The 19,094-nt window shown below is 69.2% G+C and carries 20 protein-coding genes; 11 read left to right on the top strand and 9 right to left on the bottom strand.

Annotated features, from left to right (window positions below; all coding sequences use genetic code 11):
• Positions 1-245: 245 nt before the first annotated feature.
• From BHS09_RS00140 to BHS09_RS00150, 3 genes are all read left to right on the top strand, one after another.
• The gene (locus tag BHS09_RS00140) at positions 246-2,141 is read left to right on the top strand and encodes a ribonuclease R family protein (protein WP_140786519.1); all 1,896 of its coding nucleotides are present in this window, start codon (positions 246-248) and stop codon (positions 2,139-2,141) included.
• 325 nt (positions 2,142-2,466) lie between these two features.
• Positions 2,467-2,796 (top strand): hypothetical protein, encoded by a 330-nt coding sequence (locus BHS09_RS39080; RefSeq protein WP_237080095.1) that lies wholly within the window; start codon positions 2,467-2,469, stop codon positions 2,794-2,796.
• A gap of 9 nt (positions 2,797-2,805) precedes the next feature.
• Positions 2,806-3,225 carry a hypothetical protein gene (locus BHS09_RS00150; protein WP_140796842.1) on the top strand — a complete coding sequence of 140 codons (420 nt, stop codon included), beginning with the start codon at positions 2,806-2,808 and terminating at the stop codon, positions 3,223-3,225.
• A gap of 10 nt (positions 3,226-3,235) precedes the next feature.
• Here the strand turns inward: BHS09_RS00150 and BHS09_RS00155 are convergent, their stop codons facing one another.
• Positions 3,236-3,964 (bottom strand): hypothetical protein, encoded by a 729-nt coding sequence (locus tag BHS09_RS00155; RefSeq protein ID WP_237077892.1) that lies wholly within the window; start codon positions 3,962-3,964, stop codon positions 3,236-3,238.
• A 109-nt stretch (positions 3,965-4,073) separates the two neighbouring features.
• A complete protein-coding gene (locus BHS09_RS00160) occupies positions 4,074-4,568 on the bottom strand; it encodes a YkgJ family cysteine cluster protein (protein WP_140796844.1) in 495 nt (164 codons plus the stop codon).
• Positions 4,569-4,884: 316 nt separating this feature from the next.
• Between BHS09_RS00160 and BHS09_RS00165 the strand changes: the two genes are divergently transcribed.
• On the top strand, positions 4,885-6,924 hold the full coding sequence (locus BHS09_RS00165; RefSeq protein WP_174259959.1) for a PilZ domain-containing protein: 2,040 nt from the start codon (positions 4,885-4,887) through the stop codon (positions 6,922-6,924).
• 16 nt (positions 6,925-6,940) lie between these two features.
• Here the strand turns inward: BHS09_RS00165 and BHS09_RS00170 are convergent, their stop codons facing one another.
• Positions 6,941-7,903, bottom strand: coding sequence for an NYN domain-containing protein (locus BHS09_RS00170; RefSeq protein ID WP_140796845.1), 963 nt, complete (start codon positions 7,901-7,903; stop codon positions 6,941-6,943).
• A 318-nt stretch (positions 7,904-8,221) separates the two neighbouring features.
• Between BHS09_RS00170 and BHS09_RS00175 the strand changes: the two genes are divergently transcribed.
• The 3 genes from BHS09_RS00175 (at position 8,222) to BHS09_RS00185 (ending at position 9,999) form a co-directional block, all read left to right on the top strand.
• Positions 8,222-8,791, top strand: coding sequence for a hypothetical protein (locus BHS09_RS00175; RefSeq protein WP_140786524.1), 570 nt, complete (start codon positions 8,222-8,224; stop codon positions 8,789-8,791).
• A gap of 14 nt (positions 8,792-8,805) precedes the next feature.
• Complete coding sequence (locus BHS09_RS00180; RefSeq protein WP_237080096.1) at positions 8,806-9,378, top strand: tetratricopeptide repeat protein; 573 nt, start codon at positions 8,806-8,808, stop codon at positions 9,376-9,378.
• A 129-nt stretch (positions 9,379-9,507) separates the two neighbouring features.
• Positions 9,508-9,999: a hypothetical protein gene (locus BHS09_RS00185; RefSeq protein ID WP_140786526.1), complete on the top strand. Its 492-nt coding sequence runs from the start codon at positions 9,508-9,510 to the stop codon at positions 9,997-9,999.
• A 6-nt stretch (positions 10,000-10,005) separates the two neighbouring features.
• On the opposite strand, the gene BHS09_RS00190 is transcribed toward BHS09_RS00185, so the two are convergent.
• The 4 genes from BHS09_RS00190 to BHS09_RS00205 all read right to left on the bottom strand — a co-directional run bounded on the left by BHS09_RS00190 (position 10,006) and on the right by BHS09_RS00205 (position 13,595).
• Positions 10,006-10,776, bottom strand: coding sequence for an HAD family hydrolase (locus tag BHS09_RS00190; RefSeq protein ID WP_140796846.1), 771 nt, complete (start codon positions 10,774-10,776; stop codon positions 10,006-10,008).
• Positions 10,777-10,834: 58 nt separating this feature from the next.
• Positions 10,835-11,845, bottom strand: coding sequence for an ABC transporter substrate-binding protein (locus BHS09_RS00195; protein ID WP_140796847.1), 1,011 nt, complete (start codon positions 11,843-11,845; stop codon positions 10,835-10,837).
• Between the two features lie 79 nt (positions 11,846-11,924).
• Complete coding sequence (locus BHS09_RS00200) at positions 11,925-12,686, bottom strand: ABC transporter permease (protein ID WP_140786529.1); 762 nt, start codon at positions 12,684-12,686, stop codon at positions 11,925-11,927.
• A 9-nt stretch (positions 12,687-12,695) separates the two neighbouring features.
• On the bottom strand, positions 12,696-13,595 hold the full coding sequence (locus BHS09_RS00205) for an ABC transporter ATP-binding protein (RefSeq protein WP_140786530.1): 900 nt from the start codon (positions 13,593-13,595) through the stop codon (positions 12,696-12,698).
• Positions 13,596-13,793: 198 nt separating this feature from the next.
• Here BHS09_RS00205 and BHS09_RS00210 point away from each other — a divergent pair, with 198 nt between their 5' ends.
• Positions 13,794-14,144, top strand: coding sequence for a hypothetical protein (locus tag BHS09_RS00210; RefSeq protein ID WP_140796848.1), 351 nt, complete (start codon positions 13,794-13,796; stop codon positions 14,142-14,144).
• A gap of 27 nt (positions 14,145-14,171) precedes the next feature.
• On the opposite strand, the gene BHS09_RS00215 is transcribed toward BHS09_RS00210, so the two are convergent.
• The gene (locus BHS09_RS00215; protein WP_237080097.1) at positions 14,172-14,738 is read right to left on the bottom strand and encodes a hypothetical protein; all 567 of its coding nucleotides are present in this window, start codon (positions 14,736-14,738) and stop codon (positions 14,172-14,174) included.
• 211 nt (positions 14,739-14,949) lie between these two features.
• Here BHS09_RS00215 and BHS09_RS00220 point away from each other — a divergent pair, with 211 nt between their 5' ends.
• The 3 genes from BHS09_RS00220 to BHS09_RS00230 all read left to right on the top strand — a co-directional run bounded on the left by BHS09_RS00220 (position 14,950) and on the right by BHS09_RS00230 (position 18,508).
• Positions 14,950-16,035 (top strand): glucose 1-dehydrogenase, encoded by a 1,086-nt coding sequence (locus tag BHS09_RS00220; RefSeq protein ID WP_140796850.1) that lies wholly within the window; start codon positions 14,950-14,952, stop codon positions 16,033-16,035.
• Positions 16,036-16,057: 22 nt separating this feature from the next.
• On the top strand, positions 16,058-17,923 hold the full coding sequence (locus BHS09_RS00225; protein WP_140786534.1) for a glycoside hydrolase family 15 protein: 1,866 nt from the start codon (positions 16,058-16,060) through the stop codon (positions 17,921-17,923).
• 66 nt (positions 17,924-17,989) lie between these two features.
• Positions 17,990-18,508: a hypothetical protein gene (locus BHS09_RS00230; RefSeq protein ID WP_140786535.1), complete on the top strand. Its 519-nt coding sequence runs from the start codon at positions 17,990-17,992 to the stop codon at positions 18,506-18,508.
• 46 nt (positions 18,509-18,554) lie between these two features.
• On the opposite strand, the gene BHS09_RS00235 is transcribed toward BHS09_RS00230, so the two are convergent.
• Positions 18,555-18,995, bottom strand: coding sequence for a DUF6209 family protein (locus BHS09_RS00235; protein WP_140796851.1), 441 nt, complete (start codon positions 18,993-18,995; stop codon positions 18,555-18,557).
• Positions 18,996-19,094 lie beyond the last annotated feature (99 nt).

A 19,094-nucleotide genomic window follows, 5' to 3' on the forward strand; every position in this document is an offset into this window, starting at 1 on the left:
CCTGGTGACTTCCGGGGTAGGGCGGAATTGAAGCCGGATTCAGGTGGGGAATCGTGGGCGGCCCGGACGGAGGATGTCAGGGGCGCGGGCCCGGTTGCGTCCACGGCGGCAGGTCGCCAATTCCTGGCGATGGCTTTCCCGGTGAGACGCAGGCCCTCCATGGCCGTGTCCCGGGGGCTGACACTTTCCCGCGCGAGCCCTGCTTTCCCAGGATGGGAGTGGGCTAAACACGCGCCCAAGGTTCCATGGATACTTCTGATTCGCCCCGCACCGTCACCGGCCGTCTCGACGTCCACCCTCGCGGCTTCGGCTTCCTCACCGTGCAGACGCCCGGCTCGCCCGAGGTGCTGTCCGCCTTCGTCCCTCCGCCCGACCTCAATCCGTACTTCGCCGGGGACGTCGTCACGGCCACGGTGACGGCGGGCGCGGATGGGCGCTGGTCAGCCAGCCAGCTGTCGTTGGTGGAGCGGCCTCGCACGCAGGTCTACGGCGAGGTGGTGCTGCGCAAGGGCGCGCCCCTGCTCCGCGTGGACCGCGAGGTGGCCAACGCGGACTGGGTGCTCGACCCCGCGGGGACGCAGGTGCAGGCCGGTGATGCGGTGGTCGCGCGCATCGACGAAGGCAAGGTGGTGCTGCTCTACCGGGTGGAAGCAGGGGAGGACCGCTCCCTGGAGCGCGTCATCGCCCGGCACGGGCTGCGCAAGGACTTCTCCACGGAAGTCGTCGAGGAAGCGCGGGGCGCGCGCGCGGTGCCGCATGAGGTGGGCGCGCGGCGGGACCTGCGGGACGTGCCCACGGTGACGGTGGATGCGCCGTCCACGCGGGACATCGATGACGCGATTTCGGTGCTGCCGGCGGGGCCGGACGGGGCGCTGCGACTCCTGGTGTCCATCGCGGACGTGGGTGAGTACGTGAAGCAGGGCACGGCGCTGGACGCCGAGGCACGCGAGCGGGCCACCAGCGTGTACCTGGCGGGGCGCGTACTGCCGATGTTGCCGGAAGCGTTGTCTTCGCACTGGCTGAGCCTGGTGCAGGGCGAGGAGCGGCTGTGCCTCACGGTGGAGCTGCGCATCGACCCGCAGGGCCGGGTGACGGCGGCGGACGTGTACGAGAGTGTCATCCGCTCGTGGGCGCGGCTGAACTACGACGAGGTGGGCGCCTACCTGGACCGGGGTGAGGTGTCGGCGCCCATGGAGCCGGTGCGCGAGGTGATGCCGTGGTTCCGGCTGGCGGCGGCGCGGCTGGCGGTGGCGCGGGCCGCGCGAGGCGGCATGGAGTTCGCGCGGGACGAGGCACGCTTCACCTTCGACCAGGCGACGGGCGAGCTGTCCGGGCTGGTGAGTGAGAAGCCGACGTCGGCGCACGCGATGATTGAGCGCTTCATGGTGGCGGCGAACGAGGCCATCGCCGGGTGGCTGCTGGCGCGCGGCCTGCCCGGGGTGTACCGCGTGCATGAGCAGCCGGACCCGTTGCGGGTGGCGGACCTGAATGCCTTCGCGGAGACGTCCGGCTTCGCGGCGGGTTTCGGACGGGAGCTGACGCCGCTCGCGCTGGCGGCGTTCGACCGGCAGATTGCGGGCGCGGTGGCGGAGCCGGCGCTGCGTTCGGTGCTGCGGCGCTCACTGGGCCCGTCGCGCTACACGGTGAAGCCGGGGCCGCACTTCGGTCTGGCGGCGCCGCTGTACCTGCACTTCACGTCACCGATTCGCCGGTACGCGGACCTGGCGGTGCACCGGACGTTGAAGGGGTACCTGCGCGGGCGCCGGGACTTCGTGGATGAAGACCCGGGGGTGGAGGCGCTCGCGGTGCACATCAACGCGAAGGCGCGCGCGTCGACGCGCGCGGAGAACGACCGGCACCGCGAGTTGGAAGCGCGGTGGATGGCGGGGCACGTGGGCAAGCAGTTCCAGGCGCGTGTGACGCGGGTGCGGCCCTTCGGCCTGGTGGTGCAACTGGACGGCATGCTGGTGGAAGGCGTGGTGCCCACGGACGCACTGTCCGGAGGTCCCTTCCGGCCGGATGCGCGCGAGCTGTCCCTGGTGGGCAAGGAGCGGACCTTCACCGTGGGCATGCCGGTGACGGTGAAGGTGGCGTCCACCGACGAGCAGCTCGGCCGCATCGAGCTGTCACTGGCCGAGTAACCGCCGCAAGTGTGGGAGGGACGCCCGGACGAGCCTTCGTTGGGCCAAGGTTGCCCTGTTGCTGACGGCCTGCGGCGGGGCGGGCTATCGGTACGCTGGGAGGGACGTCTACTTCGGGCCTGATGGCGGTCGGGTATGGGTTCGAGGCCCATGGCCCGCCATACAACCCTCCAGGAACGTGGATGACGTCATCGACCAGCTCTGTCCCATCATCATGGAGATGGATGGAGCGCGAGAGAAGGACTACGGCCAGGAATACTGCGGCGTCCTCTAATCGCTCGGAGACGGCGTCTTCTACGCGAGCTATCCCTCGCCCCTCGGTGAGATGCAGCGAATCGGTCCCAACAAGCGCAAGTCATGTATTTCACCGCGCCATGTGCGGGATGAGCGTGGACGTGCGGTCGGCATCGCCGACTACCACAGCCATCCCTGGGCACCGTCGCCACTGACACCGGAAGACAGATGGGAGAAGAACCAGCGATGGCTCATCCGAATCCAGTTCGATACGGACTGTCATGTGATGAAGCTGGTTCCCCATGCGAATGAGCCTCAGCCCAATGAGGTCTATCTTCGCAAGGGGAGGGCCTGGGAACTCATTGGCATCATCAAGCCGGAGCACAAGCCATTCGGCATCGTCACGGATGTGGGCGACTAGGAGCGGGTCATGAAGTGTCGAGCCCTGTTGCTGGTGTTGGTGATGCTCCCCGGTTGTGCTCTCTTCCAGCGGCCCTTTCGCCCGGAGCATGCCTCCAAGGAGGAGGCGGCGAAGCTGCCTTACCCCTTGTGGCTCCCATCGGAAGGCCGTGTGCGGGTGCCGGCGAACCTGGCCGCTGCCATCGAACTCGCGATGGACGACATGCTTCCTCGGGATGTGAAGCCGCCTCGGGACGCCACGCCGGATGACGTGTGCCTCCATCGTCGCGACTCCTACGATGTCGAGGCGGCTCCACTGAGCGATGAAGTCGTGCTCGTCAGATTCCTGGTGAAGGAAGGCGCATGTCGCAGCGAAGGAGCCACCGCGACCGAGGCAGCCACCTACGCCATCGACATACGGGGCTGGCGCATTCTCGCCGTCCAGCGATAGCCGCCTGCCCTCAACCCGCGAGCGGCAGGCCGTCCGTCTTCCCCGTCAAATCCTTCGCGGTGGCCCACCCGAGCAGCCCCGTGGAGGACTTCACCAGGTAGAGGTAGCCCTCACCCTTGCGGTCCGAGGGCGCGGCGGCGAGGACCTGAATCTTCGAGCCCTGGGCCAACGTCGCGACGGCGCTCTTGTCCGTGCGGCTGCGCGCCAGCGGGAACGACTGCTTCACCGTGGCCTCGACGCCAACGGCGTACAGGTCCTGCGGCACCTCGGACACCTTGCCCGTCTTCGCATCCACGACGTACTTGTCGCGCCGGTTCCAGAAGCCCTGCCATGAGTCGGACAGGATGATGCCGTTGCCCTTGGCCTCGGTGAGCGCGGGCACGGTGCCCAGCAGCTTCAGCGCCTTGCCGTCGAAGCCGTAGATGTACGAGCGCTGGTCGTAGTCCGTCTGCCCGGTGCGCACCACGAGCTCCTTGCGCTTGTCCCGGCTGTCCAGGTCCACGATGAACACGCCCTCGGGTTCATTGTCATCACCGGGGCCCCGGACGGTGGCGCTGCCCGCCTTGAGGATGAACTCGTTCTTCGGTTCGTCGAACTGGATGGACACGGCTTCCGGCGTGCCATCACCGTTCAAATCCACCGAGGCGGACTTCACAGGGGCCGTGTCATCCGCGATGGCCAGCGGCGCCGTCAGCAGGGAGCACGTCATCACCGCCAGCACGGACGCGTTCGTCTTCATCGAAGTCCTCGGTGTCACACGGCGCCGTGGAAGCACGGCTCGGATTATCGCGCCCGCATCGTAGCCACACCGGTGTGCGAGGCGGCTGGGATTCACCGCGTCGCCGCGCTCAACCCTGCCGTCCGAAGCGCCCCCGGAAGTGTGTATCCAGATAGGCCTCCGCATGCTCGTAGGTGGCCAGGTCCGTCGCGGACAGCGGGCCGCCGTGCTCGAGCAGGTTCGCGCGCCGGGCGCGTTGCAGCACCGAGCGCGGCGCCTCTTCCGAAGCAGGCGCCAGCGTGCGCGCCACGGCGGCCACTCGCGCATGGGCCTCGTCCACCACCGCGAGCGCTTCGTCCAGCGAGACTTCCTTCTCAACCAGCGCGGAGAACAGCTGACAGTGATAACGCCTGCAGCTCGCCGGGCGGTCCGCGTAGACGGTGCACGTGCGCCCATCCAGGGCCGAGCAGTGTTGCATCAAGGCGGGACTTCCATCCGTGCGTGAGCCCACGGGCAGTCTCCGCCGCTGGAGCGCCAGGGCTTCCTCCGGCTGGAGCGACACGTGCGTGAAAAGCGTTCCGTCACAGCACATGCCGCAACGAAGGCAGAGGGTGTTGAGCGGCATGGTCCTCCCCCTAACCCGCTGACGGAGCCGGTTCCATCTCAGCGAGCAGGCATGCGAGCGCTCATCCCCCCGGTGGCCATGCCACACCACCTCACCCCCAAAAGCCTGGGTGCGCACGGACCCGATGGGATGCGGGCGCACATACCGTCTGAGAGGGAAATGACCATCCGTGTGACACTTGAAAAATCAGACATCCAGACCTGTCCTGGAGAGCAGGTTACGCGCGGCTCGTTCGTGCTCACGCTTCCAGTGAGAATTCTCAAGTCTCGCACCTGTGAAGCCGTACAATCGGCGTCCTTCAGACAACGGAGCTGTCATGCAGGCGGACACGCTGGAAGGGTTGAGCGGCCGGGCGTCGATGCTCGGTTACCGGATGGGGACGGAACTGACGGCGGTGGCGTCGTTCGGAAACCTCCAGGCGCCGTGTCGGCTGGTGCAGCTGTCGTTGGAGCACCTGACGCTGAACCTGGGCACGCAGGCGGCGCCGAAGCCGGGCGACACGGCCTCCGTGGTGCTGGGCCATGGAGAGCGCTGGGCCACCGCGCTGGACGTGGAGGTCATGGACGTGCGCGGCGCGCCGGAGGTGAGCATGCGCTTCCTGGCGCCGCCCCTGGACGCGGGCCGCCGCATCGTCTCCGTGCTGGAGGCGCTGCGTGACAACGGCCTGCTGCTCCCGCCGGAGACGCGGCCGGTGTGGAAGGAGCGCATCGAGCACCCCGACCGCGTGCGGCGCATCTGCGACGCGCTGGTGGGCAGGCAGGCGCGCGGCATGGCGCGGACCGCGGACGGACGCAAGGTGCCGGTGACGGCCGCGTACTTCGACCCGCACGAAGGCCTCATGGGCTGGCGCTTCGAGGGTGGACTGCCCGCGCAGCCCTTCACCCTGGAGGCCTTCGGCTACAGCAGCGTGGTGCACCTGGAGGTCAGCGAGGCGCGCGAGGAGTCCGGCCTGGTGCTGATGCCGCTGCCTCGGGAGCTCGTTCGTTACCGCCACCGCTGGCTGCGGCGCGCGCCGCCGAGCCGTGCCTGCACGCTGTCCTTCGACCATCCGCTGTGGCCGCAGGTGCACGTGCGGCGTCAGGTGTTGGACCTGTCCTATGAGGGCCTCGCCTTCCTGACGGAGCCCGGCGAGGACCTGCTGTACCCGGGCCTGCGCCAGCCGGTGCTGGAGGTCGTGACGGAAGGAATGGCGCCGGTGCGGCTGCGCGCCGAGGTGCGCAACATCTCCAGCACCGCGGCGGGCCGCCGCTGCGGCATGTCCGTGCGTCCCCTGGACGCGGCGGGCGCGCAGGCCTGGCGCGCGCTGGTGGAGGCACAGATGCACCCGGCCACCCAGGTGGAGGGTGACTGGGGTGATGCCACCTGGAAGCTCTTCGACGGTTCGGGCTACTTCCGGCTGCCGGGCAAGTCGCCGGAGGACTTCGAGGACGCGCACCCCAGCTTCGACGCCACGCTGGCGCGGCTGGAGGGCCGGACGCGGCTGGGCTACCGGGTGGTGCACCCAGAGGGGCAGTCCGTGGGCGCCACGCTGTCGGTGGTGAAGCCGTACGAAGGCAGCTGGATGGCGCACCAACTGGCGCGTCAGCCGGTGAAGGGCAGCCGCACGTCGGCGCGCGAGGCGCTGCGTGACATCTACCTGCGGGGCTACGAGCCCACGCAGGTGGACCCGGAGGTGAAGTGGTTCTTCGCCTTCTGCGAGGCGCGCGTGCGCTGGGTGCGCTTCACCAAGTTCGACTTCGCCACCTGGTACGAGCACACGGGCCAGACGTGCCTGGTGCCCTTCCAGCTGATGGAGGCGGAGGTGGACGGGGCCTGGGAAATCCCCGCGGGCATCGAGGTGGGCACGCCCACCGAGGCCGAGCGCGCGGCCTTCTTCGAGCAGGTGGAGCGCACGCGCCCGCTGGCCTACCGCGAGGCGCTGGACCTGGTGCCGGAGCGCTTCGACCTCAAGCGCGCCAAGGAGCGCTGGGGCGAGGCGGGGATGGGGCGCGAGCGCGAGCTGGTGGTCGCGCGGCACGAGGGCCGCCCCGTCGTCCTGGCGGTGCTGGAGACGGCGCAGCCGGGCCTCAACCTCTTCAACGTGCTGGACGGCGTGCGGCTGGTGCCGCTGGTGGACGACGCGACGAAGGAGGCCCAGGACGCCATGGTGGCGCTGCTGGCCCACGCGGCGGACTGGTACCGCGCGCGCGAGCGCAAGGTGTTCATCCACTACGTGGAAGCGGCCTGCGTGGAGTACGTGGAGCGCGCGTCGCTCGCGGACCTGGGCGAAGGCAAGCTGTGGGTCATCTCCGCCAGCCTGCTGCCCGAGTTCCTCGAGCACCTCTTCGAGGCCACCACGCCCCCGGCGGGGGCGTAGTCGCGGGGACGGGGGCTCAGCCCTCGTCTTCGTCCGGGTCCGGGTAGGACTCCAGCTCGTCGTCTTCCTCGGCGGTGTGCGCGGGGCCGCGCTTCTTGCCCTTGCTGTCGCCACTGCCGACGTCGAAGTCCGCCGCCACCACGTACCACTGGCGGCCCTGCTGGATGCGGCGCAGCAGGCCTTGCTGCTCCAGCGCGGCCAGCAGCCGGGCGAAGGTGGAGAAGCCGTGCTCGCGCTCGTCGAAGTCGGGCTCCTTGCGGACGATGGCTTCCTTGATGAGGGACGGATTCACCGGCCCGGTGGCGCGCGCCAGCATGCTCTGCACCACCTCGCGGGCGATGTCCGGCATCTCCGTCTTCGACTGGGACTTGCCGCCACCCTGCGGCGTCTTCTCCTTGTCGCCCCGGCCCTTCTCGTCGCGCCCCTGGCGGCCGCCGCGCTTGCCGTGGCCCGCCTCCTCGGCGGACACGCTCTGCCGGCCCTTCTCCTTGTCGCCCTTGTCGGAGCGTGACTGGCGCGGGCGCAGGTAGATGAATTCGTCGCAGGCCTTCACGAAGAGCGGCGACGTGGACTCCTTCACCGCGAGCCCGATGACGGTGCGCCCGTTCTCACGCAGCTTGTAGGCCAGCGGGCAGAAGTCGCTGTCCCCGGAGCCGATGACGAAGGTGTCGATGCTCTCGCGCGCGTAGCACAGCTCCAGCGCGTCGATGACCAAGCGCATGTCCGCGCCATTCTTGCCGGCGCGCGTGGAGGGCGGCACGTCGATGAGCTCCACGCCGAACTCGTGCAGCCGGATTTTGGCCTCGGCGAAGCGGGACCAGTCGCAGTAGGCGCGGCGGAAGACGACCTTGCCCTTCTCCAGCAGCCGGTCGAGCGAGGGCTGCAAGTCGAAGCTCGCGGAGCTGATGCCCGTGTTGGTGACGAGGTTCTCGAAATCGATGAAGAGGGCGATGCGGTGCTCTTCGTTGCGACCGTTCACGTGCGGCCTCTGCGTGTTGCCGCCACGAGGGCGGCGGGAAAAAGGATCCGGGCAGGATGGCGCACCCTAGCCTGAATCGCTCAAGGGGAGAGGATGCACCCGGTGAGGACCGGCTGAATATTGGACGGTCCTCCCTGGAGGACCGGGCCTCAGCCCGGACAACGACGGCACAAGGGATGCCGATGTGTCATTGAATGTTACTCGGGGATAAAGCTTGACGCAATGATAGTGAATTGGGCAGGGTTGAAACCAGGCGCTTGTATGGGCCAAGGGGGGAAGCCGCGTCGTCAACGCCACTTCGGGCTTCAAAGACACTCCATGCTCGATACGAAAAACGTGATGCGCATCATCTGTCTGGTGTTGCTGGGTGTACTGGGGGGTTGCACGCAAGCCTCCTCTGGGGACGCGACGTCCACGGTCCGTTGGGGGAATGGAGGCAGGTGGACGGCGGGCGCCATCACGGACGCCATTGTCGGGGCCCCCGTCGGCGCCACGGTCAGCGCGGTGGTGGGGGTGACGACCCTGACTGCCGGCGCCTACTGCGAGACGTCTCCTGGCGCCTGCTCCGAAGTCCCGCGGTCAGTCTTGTCCCTGAGCCCCACAGTGCTGCCGGAGGCCCGTTGGATGCTGGCCGCGGAGCACACGAAGGGGAAGCGGTCGTCCACCTGGGACAAGCACACGAAGACGCGCTCGGGCGGCAAGGAGAAGAAGGACGAGCGCATGCGCTTCAGCCACGGCGCGGACGACAGCGGCAAGGAGAAGAAGGAAGAAGCGAAGCGGAAGAAGGAGGAAGAGAAGCGGCAGAAAGAAGAAGCGCGGCTGAAGAAGGAGGAGGAGCGGATCAAGAGGGAAGAGGACCGGCGGAAGAAAGAGTCCGCGAAGAAATGAGTCAGGGGGTCCTCGTGAAGAAAAGACCAGACACGCTCAGCGACGCTGAAAAACGTCGTATCAGCAAGCGAATCGACGCGCTCTTCTCCGCGCAGCAGTGGAGTGAGTTGGATCAACTCATCTCCGAGTCCCTGCGAGGGACTCCCGAGGACCACTGGCTGCACGTCCGCCAGGCGGATGCCTGGTACGAGCAGAGGAAGTACTCCAAGGCGTCACGCCTCTATCTGAAAGTGCTCGAAAGCGTGCCGCGTTGTCCGCTGGGGCGGTGGGGGCTGGCGAACGCGCTCATGGCGCGCGGGAACGCGGACGACGCCCGGAAGCTCTTCCTGTCCCTGGCCCGGCAGAAGCCGGAGGTGATGGGCACTCGCGAGTGTGGCGAAGGCGTCCGGTGGGCACGGGGCCTCGTCGCGGATGCGAACTTCCGGTTGGGCCAGTTGGAGGAACGGGCGGGCGCGAGGGCCGCGGCCCGGCGCCGCTACCAGGCCTACCTGCGAATCCTGCAGCGCCCGGCGATCTCCCTCGAGAGCCGGCGGGAGGCGAACACCCGCCTTCGCGCCTTGAGTCTCAAGGGGCAGGCCCGCGGTTGAGGGCCCGGCGTGCCGCATGGCGCACGGCCCTTGGTGCGACGGAACGTTCCGTCCACAGGGCTGGGACCTCGGGCCAGGGCCTAGCTTGTCGGCAACGGGGGGCTCACGGCCCCTCCAGGAGGAGGACCCATGAAACGAATGCACGCTGGGAACTGGCGGGCCGCCGCCGTGGCGGCGCTGATGGTACCGGTGGCTGTCCTGGCCCGTGAACCCGTCAGCTCCCCGGATGACGGCTCCGGCGCTGGCAATGTGCCTAGGCAGGAGGGTCTCGACCGGAACTTCAACAACTTCGGCGTGACGATGTCCATCGACCGCTCCAACAGCGGCAGCCAGCGCCTCCTGGAAGTGGGCCCCCAGGCCAACGGCGTGGGCATGCCCATCCGCGAGGTGACGCCCGACCAGGACGAGGTGAAGCGCCTGTCCGGCAAGGTGCTGAAGCTCAACGGGCAGATGCTGTACCTGGAGACGGAGCCCGGCGCCGTGGTGCCCCTGGACCTGAGCGCGCTGCGCATCCGCAAGCAGCCGGAGAAGGGCCAGCACGTGGTGGCCGTCTACCAAGTGGAGAACACCACGGAGAACGTGGCGCTGGCGCTCGCCGGTGAGGTGCAGCCGAAGGACTGACGCGCTTCAGTCTTCCGGGTGGAGTTGGACGAGCGAGGGCAGTTCCGCTGCCCTCGCCCGGAGCCGCGGCTTGGGCCGGATGGCTACCGGCACGCGCGAGGCCGCCAGCAACTCCAGGTCGAACACGTTGTCCCCGAAGGCCGCGTAGAGCGGCTGGGACGTGCGCGAGCGCAGGCAATGCACCTTCCCGGCCGCGTAGGGAATGGGCTCGATGATGCCGGCCAGCACTGTCCCATCTTCCGTTCGCGGCGTGCAGGCCAGCACGTTCAAGGGGTCCAGCCCCACTTCATGCACGGCGGCCTCCACGATGGCGAGCGGCGACGCGCTGACCACGTAGCAGGGGATGCCCTGGCCGCGGGCCCACTCGACGACGCGGCGGCTCTCCGGGTGGATGCGCTGCTTGACCTCGTGGCGGGCCACCACGTCCTTCGCGAAGGCGCGCACCGCGTCCACGCGCCAACCGGCGAAGAGCCACGCCACCATCTCGTAGATGTCCTTCTCCGGAATCCGCCCCGCCTCGAAGGCGGCGAAGAGCTGGTGTGCCAGCTCGCGCGCGGGCAGGCCCTTCTCGAAGCCATGCGCGGCGGCCAGCCGCTCCAGGGCGGCGTGCGCTTCCGGGCGGATGTCGCCGTGCTCCAGCAGGGCCAGGAACAGGTCGTCTCCGACGTCCCCGCTCCACAGCGTGCCATCGCCGTCGAAGGCCAGCACCCCGCCGGGGGCGCGCTCGGCCTCCAACTGGATGCGCTCCAGCGTCTCCTCCACACGCTCCATCTTCATGGGCGCGCATCCTCCCCCGGCCCAGGGCCCGCGTCACCCCAGCTGTGTTCCATCGTCATCACTTCGCGACGCCCGCCCGTGCCTCGTCCAGGAGGCTCAGGTCCACCAGTCCATCGATGTTGGCGTCGGTGATGAAGCCCAGCGTCTTCGCATGCTCGGCCGCGGTGGCGAGCGCCCGCGGCACCGGGTCCAGGCTGGGCTCCAGCCGGGAGAAGGCCTGCTGGAGGATGCCGGCGGGCAGTGGCTTGCTCGTGAGGCGGCCGAAGGCGGCGTTGGCCGCGGTGGTGAAGCCGGCCGGGTCCTCCTGCCAGCGCTCGGTGAGCCGCAGGTGCGCGCGCAGGAGGGCGACCACGCGCGGGCGCTGCGTCTCCATCACCTGTCGTGTCGTCACCAGCACCGTGGTGGGGAAGCGCCCGCCGGGCCACAAGTCCTTCTCATTCACCAGGATGCGGCCCTTGCCCTCGGCCACCAGGCGCGCGCCCCAGGGCTCCGGTACCCACGCGCCCTCAATGCCGCCGCGCAGGAACTGGCCCAGGATGTCCGGGTTGCTCAGCGGAAAGATTTGCACGTCCCCGGTGCCGTCCAGGCGCGTCGTCAGCCCTCGCTGCTTGAGCCAGTAGCGCAGGGCGATGTCCTGCGTGTTGCCCAGCTGCGGCGACGCCAGCTTCTTGCCCTTGAGCTCCGCGGGCGTCTTCACCGTGCGCACCACCAGCACCGCGCCGTTGTTCACCGCGCCCGCGATGACGCGCAGCTCGCGCCCGGCCTTGAGGAACGTGTTGATGGCCGGACCACTGCCCACGTAGGACACGTCCAGTGAACCGGCCACCAGCGCCTCCATGGCGGCGGGGCCCGCGTTGAACTGCATCACCTCCAGGCGGCCCACACCCGGCTGCGAGGCGAACGTGCCCTCCGCGTTGCCCACCAGGGCCTGGGCGTGGGTGATGTTGGGGAAGAAGCCCAGGCGCAGCGGCGCGTCGGGGCCGCGCGCGGCGGACTCGCGCTTGCAGCCCGCGCCGAGCACCGCCAGTCCAGCGACCACCACGGGCAACAGGGTGCGGAAGACACGCATGGCCGTTGAAGGTGTGACGCGTCGGCGGGATTTCAACGCCCGACGAATCCAAGCGTCAGGCGCCACACGGCCGTGGGCCTCACGTCGTCGCCGTCAGCCCCCACCGCCGCCGCAGCCGCACCTCCACCGTCTGGAAGAGGACACGGTCCACCGCGGTGCCGATGATGACGATGGCCACCATGACGGCCATGACCTGGGGCACGTCCATCAGCTCGCGGCCCACCGTGAGCAACTGCCCCAGGCCGCCGGAGACGAAGAGCAGCTCACCGGCCAGCAGCGCGCGCCAGGCGAAGCTCCATCCCAGCTTCAGGCCGGTGACGATGCCGGGCAGGGCCGCGGGCAGCAGCACGCCGAAATGGAAGCGCAGGCCTCGCACGCCCAGGGTGCTGGCCACGCGGGTGAGCTGCGGGTCCACGCCGTTGACGCTGTCCTCGGTGGCGATGGCGATGCCCAGCACGCTGCCCATGACGACGACGAAGAGGATGGCGCCGTCCGTCAGCCCGAACCACAGCAGGGCCAGCGGCAGCCAGCAGATGGATGGCAGTGCCTGCAGCCCCATCACCACCGGCTTCACGGCGTTGCGGAAGAAGGGGATGCGGGAAATCAGCAGGCCCAGAGGGACGCCCAGGGCCACCGACATCAGGTAGGCGCGCAGCAGCCGCCCCAGGGAGCGTCCCGCCGCGCCCACCAGGCGCCCGTCGGCGACCATGGCCACCAGGCTCTGGGCCACCGTCAGGGGCCCGGGCAGCAGGTGGGGAGACCAGACGCCCATCCGGGCCACCAGCTCCCAGAGGCCAATCAGCAACGCGATCACCAGCAGCTTCTGGGCATGGTGTTTCATGACGCACCTCTACGGGCCGGGAATCACCTGCGGACGGAGCACGGGCTGGGCGGGGGCCCGGGTGGGCGCTGGCTTGAGCGAGCGTGTGTGGGCGCGGCCCTCCACCTCACGCAGCAGGCCGCCGACGTGCCGCACCATTTCATTGAGCGCCGCGTCCTCCGGCTGGCGCGGCATGGGCAGGTGGACTTCCAAATCCCGCACCACGCGTCCCGGCCGGGGCGCCATCAGCACCACGCGGGTGCCCAGCATCAGCGCTTCATGGACGTCGTGGGTGACGAACACCACCGTCTTGCCCGTGCGCACCCAGATGGACTGGAGGAGCTCCTGCATGTGGATGCGCGTCTGCGCGTCCAGCGAACCGAAGGGCTCGTCCATCAGCAGCACGGCCGGGTCCACCGCCAGCGCGCGGGCGAGCGAGGCCCGCATCTTCATGCCCCCGGAGAGCTGATGGGGCAGCGCGTCCTCGAAGCCGCCCAGCTGCACCCGCTGGATATAGGTGTCCGCCCGCTCGCGGCGCTCGGCGCGGGGCACGCCCCGGGCGGCCAGCGCGAAGGTGATGTTGCCGCGCACGGTGAGCCACGGGAACAGGGCGGCTTCCTGGAACATCAGCAGCCGGTCCGGCCCGGGCCCGTGGATGGGCTGCCGGTCGATGGACACCGAGCCCCCCGTGGGCACCACGTGTCCCGCCAGCGCGTAGAGCAGCGTGGACTTGCCGCAGCCGGACGGACCCAGCAGGCATACGAATTCGCCCGAGCGGACGTTGAGGTCCACGTTCTGCAAGGCGACCACCTTGTTGGCGTACTCGTGGTCCAACCGGGCGACGCTGATTTTCGCGCGCTCCGCGCCGACATGCGCCGGCTGGAGCAGGCGCAGGGAACTTCTCCAACGGCCAAGGAGGGCGCGCAGCATCCACCACAAGCTAGGCACGTAGGTGCAAGTGGGAAGGGGGAGCACGCAAAGGGCCCGTTGAGGGCTTCCTGGCCTGCTCGCCTGCTTTGTGCGCGGAGAGGGGCTCGTGGCCCACGGCCTTTGTCCCACCCGGTAGAACCTAGTGACGCGGCAGTCGCGTGTTTTCATCGCCTGCCCGCCTGTCATAGACATTGGGGCATGCTGGCGGACGGGCTTATCGAGCTGATGCGGGGCGTTCTGGCGACCTACTCGGACAAGAGCCGCTTCGGCGCCGCCGGGCTGATGCTCCTGCTGGGCCTGGGCGTGCTGCTGGGGGCGGGCAGCCTGGCCCTCTCCGCCGAGCCCCTCATCGCCGACGAGGGGCTGGCGTGGACCGTGGGATTGCTGGCCCCCTTCGTCGTGGGCGCCGTCGTGGCCGGCTTCCAGAAGGTGAAGCTGTGGGACTGGCAGTTCCGGTTCGACCTGGAGCGCTTCGGCGCGGCCTTCTGCGTCACGATGGGCTTCGTGCTGGCCCGCTTCGTCGGCGTCCTGCTGCTCGCCGGGGGCTGAGGCGAAGGCCCTTCGTCCCGGGGGTGCTCAGGCGGCGCGGCTCGTCCGTTCGGTGCGCAGGTGCGTCCGCGTTCGCAATCCCAGCCACGCGGCGAAGACGAGCAGCAGCACGCCCACGCCGCTGAAGGCGCCGCCCACGCGCAGGGAGGCGTTGCGGTCATCCCGGACGAACTCCACCGTCTTTCCGCCGGGGTTCGCGAAGGCCTGCTCCAACTGCGCCTCCACGCGCGTGGCTTCCTCTTCCTCGGTGACCCACTGGAAGAAGAGGGGGTACTCGCCGTGCGCCGTCACCAGCGTGGGCCGGAAGATGGGCACGCGGTTGCGGCGGGCGGCGCGGGTCCGGTCCACCTTGACGCCCTGCACATCCTTCATCGCGAAGCTGGCCACTTCGTCGCGGGTGAGCCAGCTGGAATGGAACAGCAGGCACACGCCGCCGGGCTGGCACCGCAGCTCCACGCGGGCCTTGGCGCTGAGCAGGTAGGGGCCCAGCACGAGGAAGGGCAGGGCGAGCAGCACGCACGCCGCCGCGGCAATGGCCGTGGTGCGGCTGCGGCGCGGCTCGTCATCGGAGTAGGAGGACTGGGGCTCGCTCACACCTCTCCTCATAGACCCGGGCGGGCCGGGTGGGCAGCGGTTTCGTGCATGCACAGCGTTGACCCCTGGGCAACGTGGGAGCGGGCGCTGTTCACCAGCGGGCCCGTGCCGCCACGGGTCCGTGCTTGAGCGAGCAGTCGTACCCGGCAGGCATCACCGTGTCCCGTCCGCGCCTGGCCGCGTGCCGGGACGTGCATCGCAAGGAGGCCGTATGAAGGCCGTGGCCGTCTTCCCCCAGAAGCGCGAGGTGCGTGTCATCACCGACGCCCCCGAGCCTCGCATCCAGTCCCCCACGCAGGTGAAGGTGCGGACGCGGGAAATCGGGGTGTGTGGCACGGACAAGGAAATCATCGAGTTCGTCTACGGCTCCCCGCCGCCGGGCTCGGACCACCTCATCCTGGGTCACGAGTGTCTGGGCGAGGTGGTGGAGGTGGGCGAGGCCGTCCGGGGCCTGAGCCGCGGGGACTGGGTGGTGCCACGCGTGCGCCGGCCGTGCCCGCATGCCACCTGCCCGCCGTGCCGCGGGGGCCATCCGGACTTCTGCATCACCGGCGATTTCACCGAGCGGGGAATCCAGGGCGCTCACGGCTTCGGCGCCGAGTCCTTCGTGGAGGACGTGGCCTACCTGCACCGGGTGCCCGCGGAGCTGCGCGAGGTGGCGGTGCTCACCGAGCCGCTCACCATCGCGGAGAAGTCCCTCCGCCAACTGGAGCGCTTCCAGGACCGGCTGCCCTGGAAGGCGGGCCCGGGCCGCGCGGTGGTGCTGGGCGCGGGGCCGGTGGGACTGCTGGGCGCCATGGCGCTGGCACGCCGGGGTTATGCCACCACGATGTATTCGCGCAGCCCCAAGCCCAACGCGAAGGCCGAGGCATCGGAAGCGCTGGGTGTGCCCTACATCTCCTCGAAGGAGGTGCGGCCGCAGGAGCTGGTCCGCAGGGTCGGCGCTGCGGACGTCATCTACGAGGCCGCGGGCGTGGCGAAGGCGGCGCTGGAGACGCTGAAGGCGCTGGGCCCCAACGGCGTCTGCATCCTCACGGGTGTCCCGTCGAAGGAGGAGCCCTTCGACGTGGCACCGGTGCTCAAGGACGTGGTGCTGGGCAACCAGGTGCTGGTGGGCACGGTGAACGCGGCGGATGTCGACTTCGACATGGCGCTGGAGGACTTGCGGCACTTCCAGGCCCGCTGGCCCGGGGGGCTGGAGCGGCTCATCTGCGCCAGGCACTCGCCCGAGGACTTCTGCGACGTCGTCACTGGCAAGAAGTCCGGCGGCATCAAGGACGTCATCCGCTTCATCTGACCCCTTCGACAAGGAGTGACGCATGGCAACGGGAAGCAGCGGCGCTTCGGTGACGGGACAGCCGGTGGCCATCGAGGACCACGGCGTCATCGGCGACCTGCGGACGGTGGCGCTGGTGGGCAACGAGGGCACCATCGACTGGTTTTGTTTTCCGCACTTCGACAGTCCCAGTGTCTTCGCCGCGCTGTTGGACCGTGAGAAGGGCGGCCACTGGGGCATCGCGCCGGAGCCCGACGGGGTGATGAAGCGGCAGTTCTACTGGCCGGAGACCAACGTCCTGGTGACGCGCTTCTACACGCCGGATGGCGTGGGCGAGCTGGTCGACTTCATGCCCATGTCGGGCAGGAAGGGGATGAAGGAGGAGCGGGAAATCCTCCGGCGCGTGCGCGTGGTGCGTGGACAGATGGTCTTCCGCATGGAGTGCTTCCCGGCCTTCAACTACGCGCGGGATACGCACGAGACGAAGCTCATCCACAGCGGGGCCACCTTCTCCTCTGACACGCTCCAGCTCACGCTGTCCTCGTCGGTGCCGCTGCGGAAGGTGGAGCGGGGCGTCACCGCGTCCTTCACCCTGCATGAGAACCAGTCCGCCGTCTTCTCCCTGCACCCGGGCGCGCGCACGTCCTGCGAGGCGGTGGTGCACAACCATGAGTCCTCCGAGGAGCTCTTCCGGGAGACGGTGGAGTACTGGCGCCATTGGCTGTCGGGCTGCCAGTACACGGGCCGGTGGCGGGAGACGGTGCAGCGCTCGGCGCTGGCGCTCAAGCTGATGACCTTCGCGCCCACGGGCGCCATCGTCGCGGCGCCCACTTGCAGCCTGCCGGAGTCACCGGGCGGAACGCGCAACTGGGACTATCGCTTCTGCTGGCTGCGCGACGCGGCCTTCACCGTGTACGCGTTCCTCCGCATCGGCTTCAAGCAGGAGGCGGCGGCCTTCATGCGCTGGGTGGAGGCGCGCTGCGCGGAGTACGACGACGGGCCGCTGCCCCTGATGTTCGGCATCGACGGCAAGCGCGTGCCCGAGGAGCAGGAACTCCTTCACCTGTCGGGCTATGGCGGCGCGCGCCCGGTGCGCATCGGCAACGCGGCGGCGGACCAGTTGCAGCTCGACATCTACGGCGAGCTGATGGACTCCGTGTACCTGTCCAACAAGTACGCGGCCCCCATCTCCTATGACTTCTGGCGGCACCTGCGGCGGCTGGTGGACTGGGTGTGTGACAACTGGGAGCTTCCGGACGAAGGCATCTGGGAGGTGAGAGGCGGGCAGCGGCAGTTCGTGTACTCGAAGCTGATGTGCTGGGTGGCGGTGGACCGCGCCATCCGGCTGGCGGACAAGCGCAGCTTCCCGGCGGACCGGGCCCGCTGGCACAAGGTGCGGGACGCCATCTTCGAGGACATCATGGACAAGGGCTGGAACCCGGAGCGGGGCGCCTTCGTCCAGTACTACGGCGGCCACGCGCTGGACGCGGCGAATCTGCTGATGCCGCTGGTGTTCTTCCTGTCCCCGGTGGACCCGCGCATGCTCCAGACGCTGGACGTCATGCGCAAGCCGCCGTCCCACGGCGGGCTCGCGTCGGACGGGCTGGTGTTCCGCTACGACGTGGAGGCCACGCTGGATGGAATCGCCGGCAGCGAGGGCACCTTCAACCTCTGCAGCTTCTGGCTGGTGGAGGCGATGACGCGCGCGAGCGTGGCCCGGCCCGACTTGCTGGAGGAGGCGCGGCTCATCTTCGAGCGGATGCTGGGCTACGCCAACCACGTGGGCCTGTACGCGGAGCAGACGGGCATGTCCGGCGAGGCCTTGGGCAACTTCCCGCAGGCACTCACTCACCTGGCGCTCATCAGCTCCGCCTACAACCTGGACCGCACGCTGGGCCGGCGCGACTGAGGCCCGCCGCTGTCAGTCCGGAATGAACCTTCCGTCCACGCCGTGCCCTCACACAAGGACACGGCCATGGGAGACCCACGCAATCCGAAGCGGGCGCACGAGCGCTGGAACCTGGAGCGTCTGCGCGCCTGCGAGACGGAGGTGCGCGCCCTGGCGCCCTGGGTGACGGTGTCCGGAGGCTGGGCCTGGCACTTCATGGCCCCGCCGCACGAGGAGCTGAAGCGCTTCCACGACCACAAGGACGTGGACCTCTTCGTCGAGCCCGCGCGCTTCCCGGAGCTCATCGCCGTGCTCACCGCTCGCGGCTACCACCGCATCTGGACGCGCTTCGACGCCACCTCCACGCACTTCTACCGCTACGCCCGGCACGATGAGGGTGGCAAGGTCCTGCTCGACGTCTTCATCCGGCGCGTGCCCTTCGTGGACGCCGGGGGGATTCGCGTGGTGGACCCGGCCACGCTGCTCACCTTCTACGGAGACATCCACAGCACGGATGACTGCGTGTCGGTGCTGGCGGCGCGGCGGCTGCTGGCGAAGGGCCACAGCCCCCTGGGCCGGGTGGAGCTCGTCACGCAGGCCCACTGAAAGCCCCGTGGGCGCGGCCCTGCACGCCGCGCCCACGGGCTCGCCGTCACTGCACGGTGAAGAGGTGGTTGTTGCCGAAGTTCGAATCCCAGGCCTGGCAGCCCCAGCGGCTGGTGTTCTCGAACCAGACCGCCAGCGTGCCCCGCGTGTTGAGCGGGATGGACGGCGCGGGCGGGTTGGGCGTGGAGGAGAAGCCCGCAACCCAGAAGCGCTGCACCGGGCCATTGTTGAACTGGTAGTAGCCCGTCATGGTCCACCCAGGCGTGGTGCCGTTGATGTTGCCGCGGCACTGCGTCAGCCGGTCCGCGCTGAAGTGGATGGCCGCGGTGGAGCCGAAGGGCAGCGGGTTGGAGGAGGCGAGCACATTCCAACCCTGCGCGGGCGACTGGAAGGTGATGCTGGAGGGGGACTGCGAGGAAGCGGCCGTTCCGGCGAGCAGCACGGCGACGGCGGCGGCGAGACACCAGCGGGGGGATTGACGCGGCAAGGCAAAGCTCCAGGTTGAGAGGAAGCTGCGTTGCGGATACGCACACCGTGGCAGGCAAGGGCTGTGACAGTCCGACAGTGGACCCCCACGGGTTTGTGC

Source organism: Myxococcus xanthus, assembly GCF_006402735.1.
Classification (GTDB): Bacteria; Myxococcota; Myxococcia; order Myxococcales; family Myxococcaceae; genus Myxococcus; species Myxococcus xanthus_A.

What these genes read in the sequence shown, in the direction of transcription:
- BHS09_RS00155 (WP_237077892.1), bottom strand. Translation starts at nt 3,964, where the DNA reads ATGAAGACGAACGCGTCCGTGCTGGCGGTGATGACGTGCTCCCTGCTG.
- BHS09_RS00210 (WP_140796848.1), top strand. Translation starts at nt 13,794, where the DNA reads ATGCTGGCGGACGGGCTTATCGAGCTGATGCGGGGCGTTCTGGCGACC.
- BHS09_RS00160 (WP_140796844.1), bottom strand. Translation starts at nt 4,568, where the DNA reads ATGCCGCTCAACACCCTCTGCCTTCGTTGCGGCATGTGCTGTGACGGA.
- BHS09_RS00150 (WP_140796842.1), top strand. Translation starts at nt 2,806, where the DNA reads ATGAAGTGTCGAGCCCTGTTGCTGGTGTTGGTGATGCTCCCCGGTTGT.
- BHS09_RS00230 (WP_140786535.1), top strand. Translation starts at nt 17,990, where the DNA reads ATGGGAGACCCACGCAATCCGAAGCGGGCGCACGAGCGCTGGAACCTG.
- BHS09_RS00175 (WP_140786524.1), top strand. Translation starts at nt 8,222, where the DNA reads ATGCTCGATACGAAAAACGTGATGCGCATCATCTGTCTGGTGTTGCTG.
- BHS09_RS39080 (WP_237080095.1), top strand. Translation starts at nt 2,467, where the DNA reads ATGCAGCGAATCGGTCCCAACAAGCGCAAGTCATGTATTTCACCGCGC.
- BHS09_RS00165 (WP_174259959.1), top strand. Translation starts at nt 4,885, where the DNA reads ATGCAGGCGGACACGCTGGAAGGGTTGAGCGGCCGGGCGTCGATGCTC.
- BHS09_RS00220 (WP_140796850.1), top strand. Translation starts at nt 14,950, where the DNA reads ATGAAGGCCGTGGCCGTCTTCCCCCAGAAGCGCGAGGTGCGTGTCATC.
- BHS09_RS00140 (WP_140786519.1), top strand. Translation starts at nt 246, where the DNA reads ATGGATACTTCTGATTCGCCCCGCACCGTCACCGGCCGTCTCGACGTC.
- BHS09_RS00205 (WP_140786530.1), bottom strand. Translation starts at nt 13,595, where the DNA reads ATGCTGCGCGCCCTCCTTGGCCGTTGGAGAAGTTCCCTGCGCCTGCTC.
- BHS09_RS00195 (WP_140796847.1), bottom strand. Translation starts at nt 11,845, where the DNA reads ATGCGTGTCTTCCGCACCCTGTTGCCCGTGGTGGTCGCTGGACTGGCG.
- BHS09_RS00200 (WP_140786529.1), bottom strand. Translation starts at nt 12,686, where the DNA reads ATGAAACACCATGCCCAGAAGCTGCTGGTGATCGCGTTGCTGATTGGC.
- BHS09_RS00190 (WP_140796846.1), bottom strand. Translation starts at nt 10,776, where the DNA reads ATGAAGATGGAGCGTGTGGAGGAGACGCTGGAGCGCATCCAGTTGGAG.
- BHS09_RS00225 (WP_140786534.1), top strand. Translation starts at nt 16,058, where the DNA reads ATGGCAACGGGAAGCAGCGGCGCTTCGGTGACGGGACAGCCGGTGGCC.
- BHS09_RS00185 (WP_140786526.1), top strand. Translation starts at nt 9,508, where the DNA reads ATGAAACGAATGCACGCTGGGAACTGGCGGGCCGCCGCCGTGGCGGCG.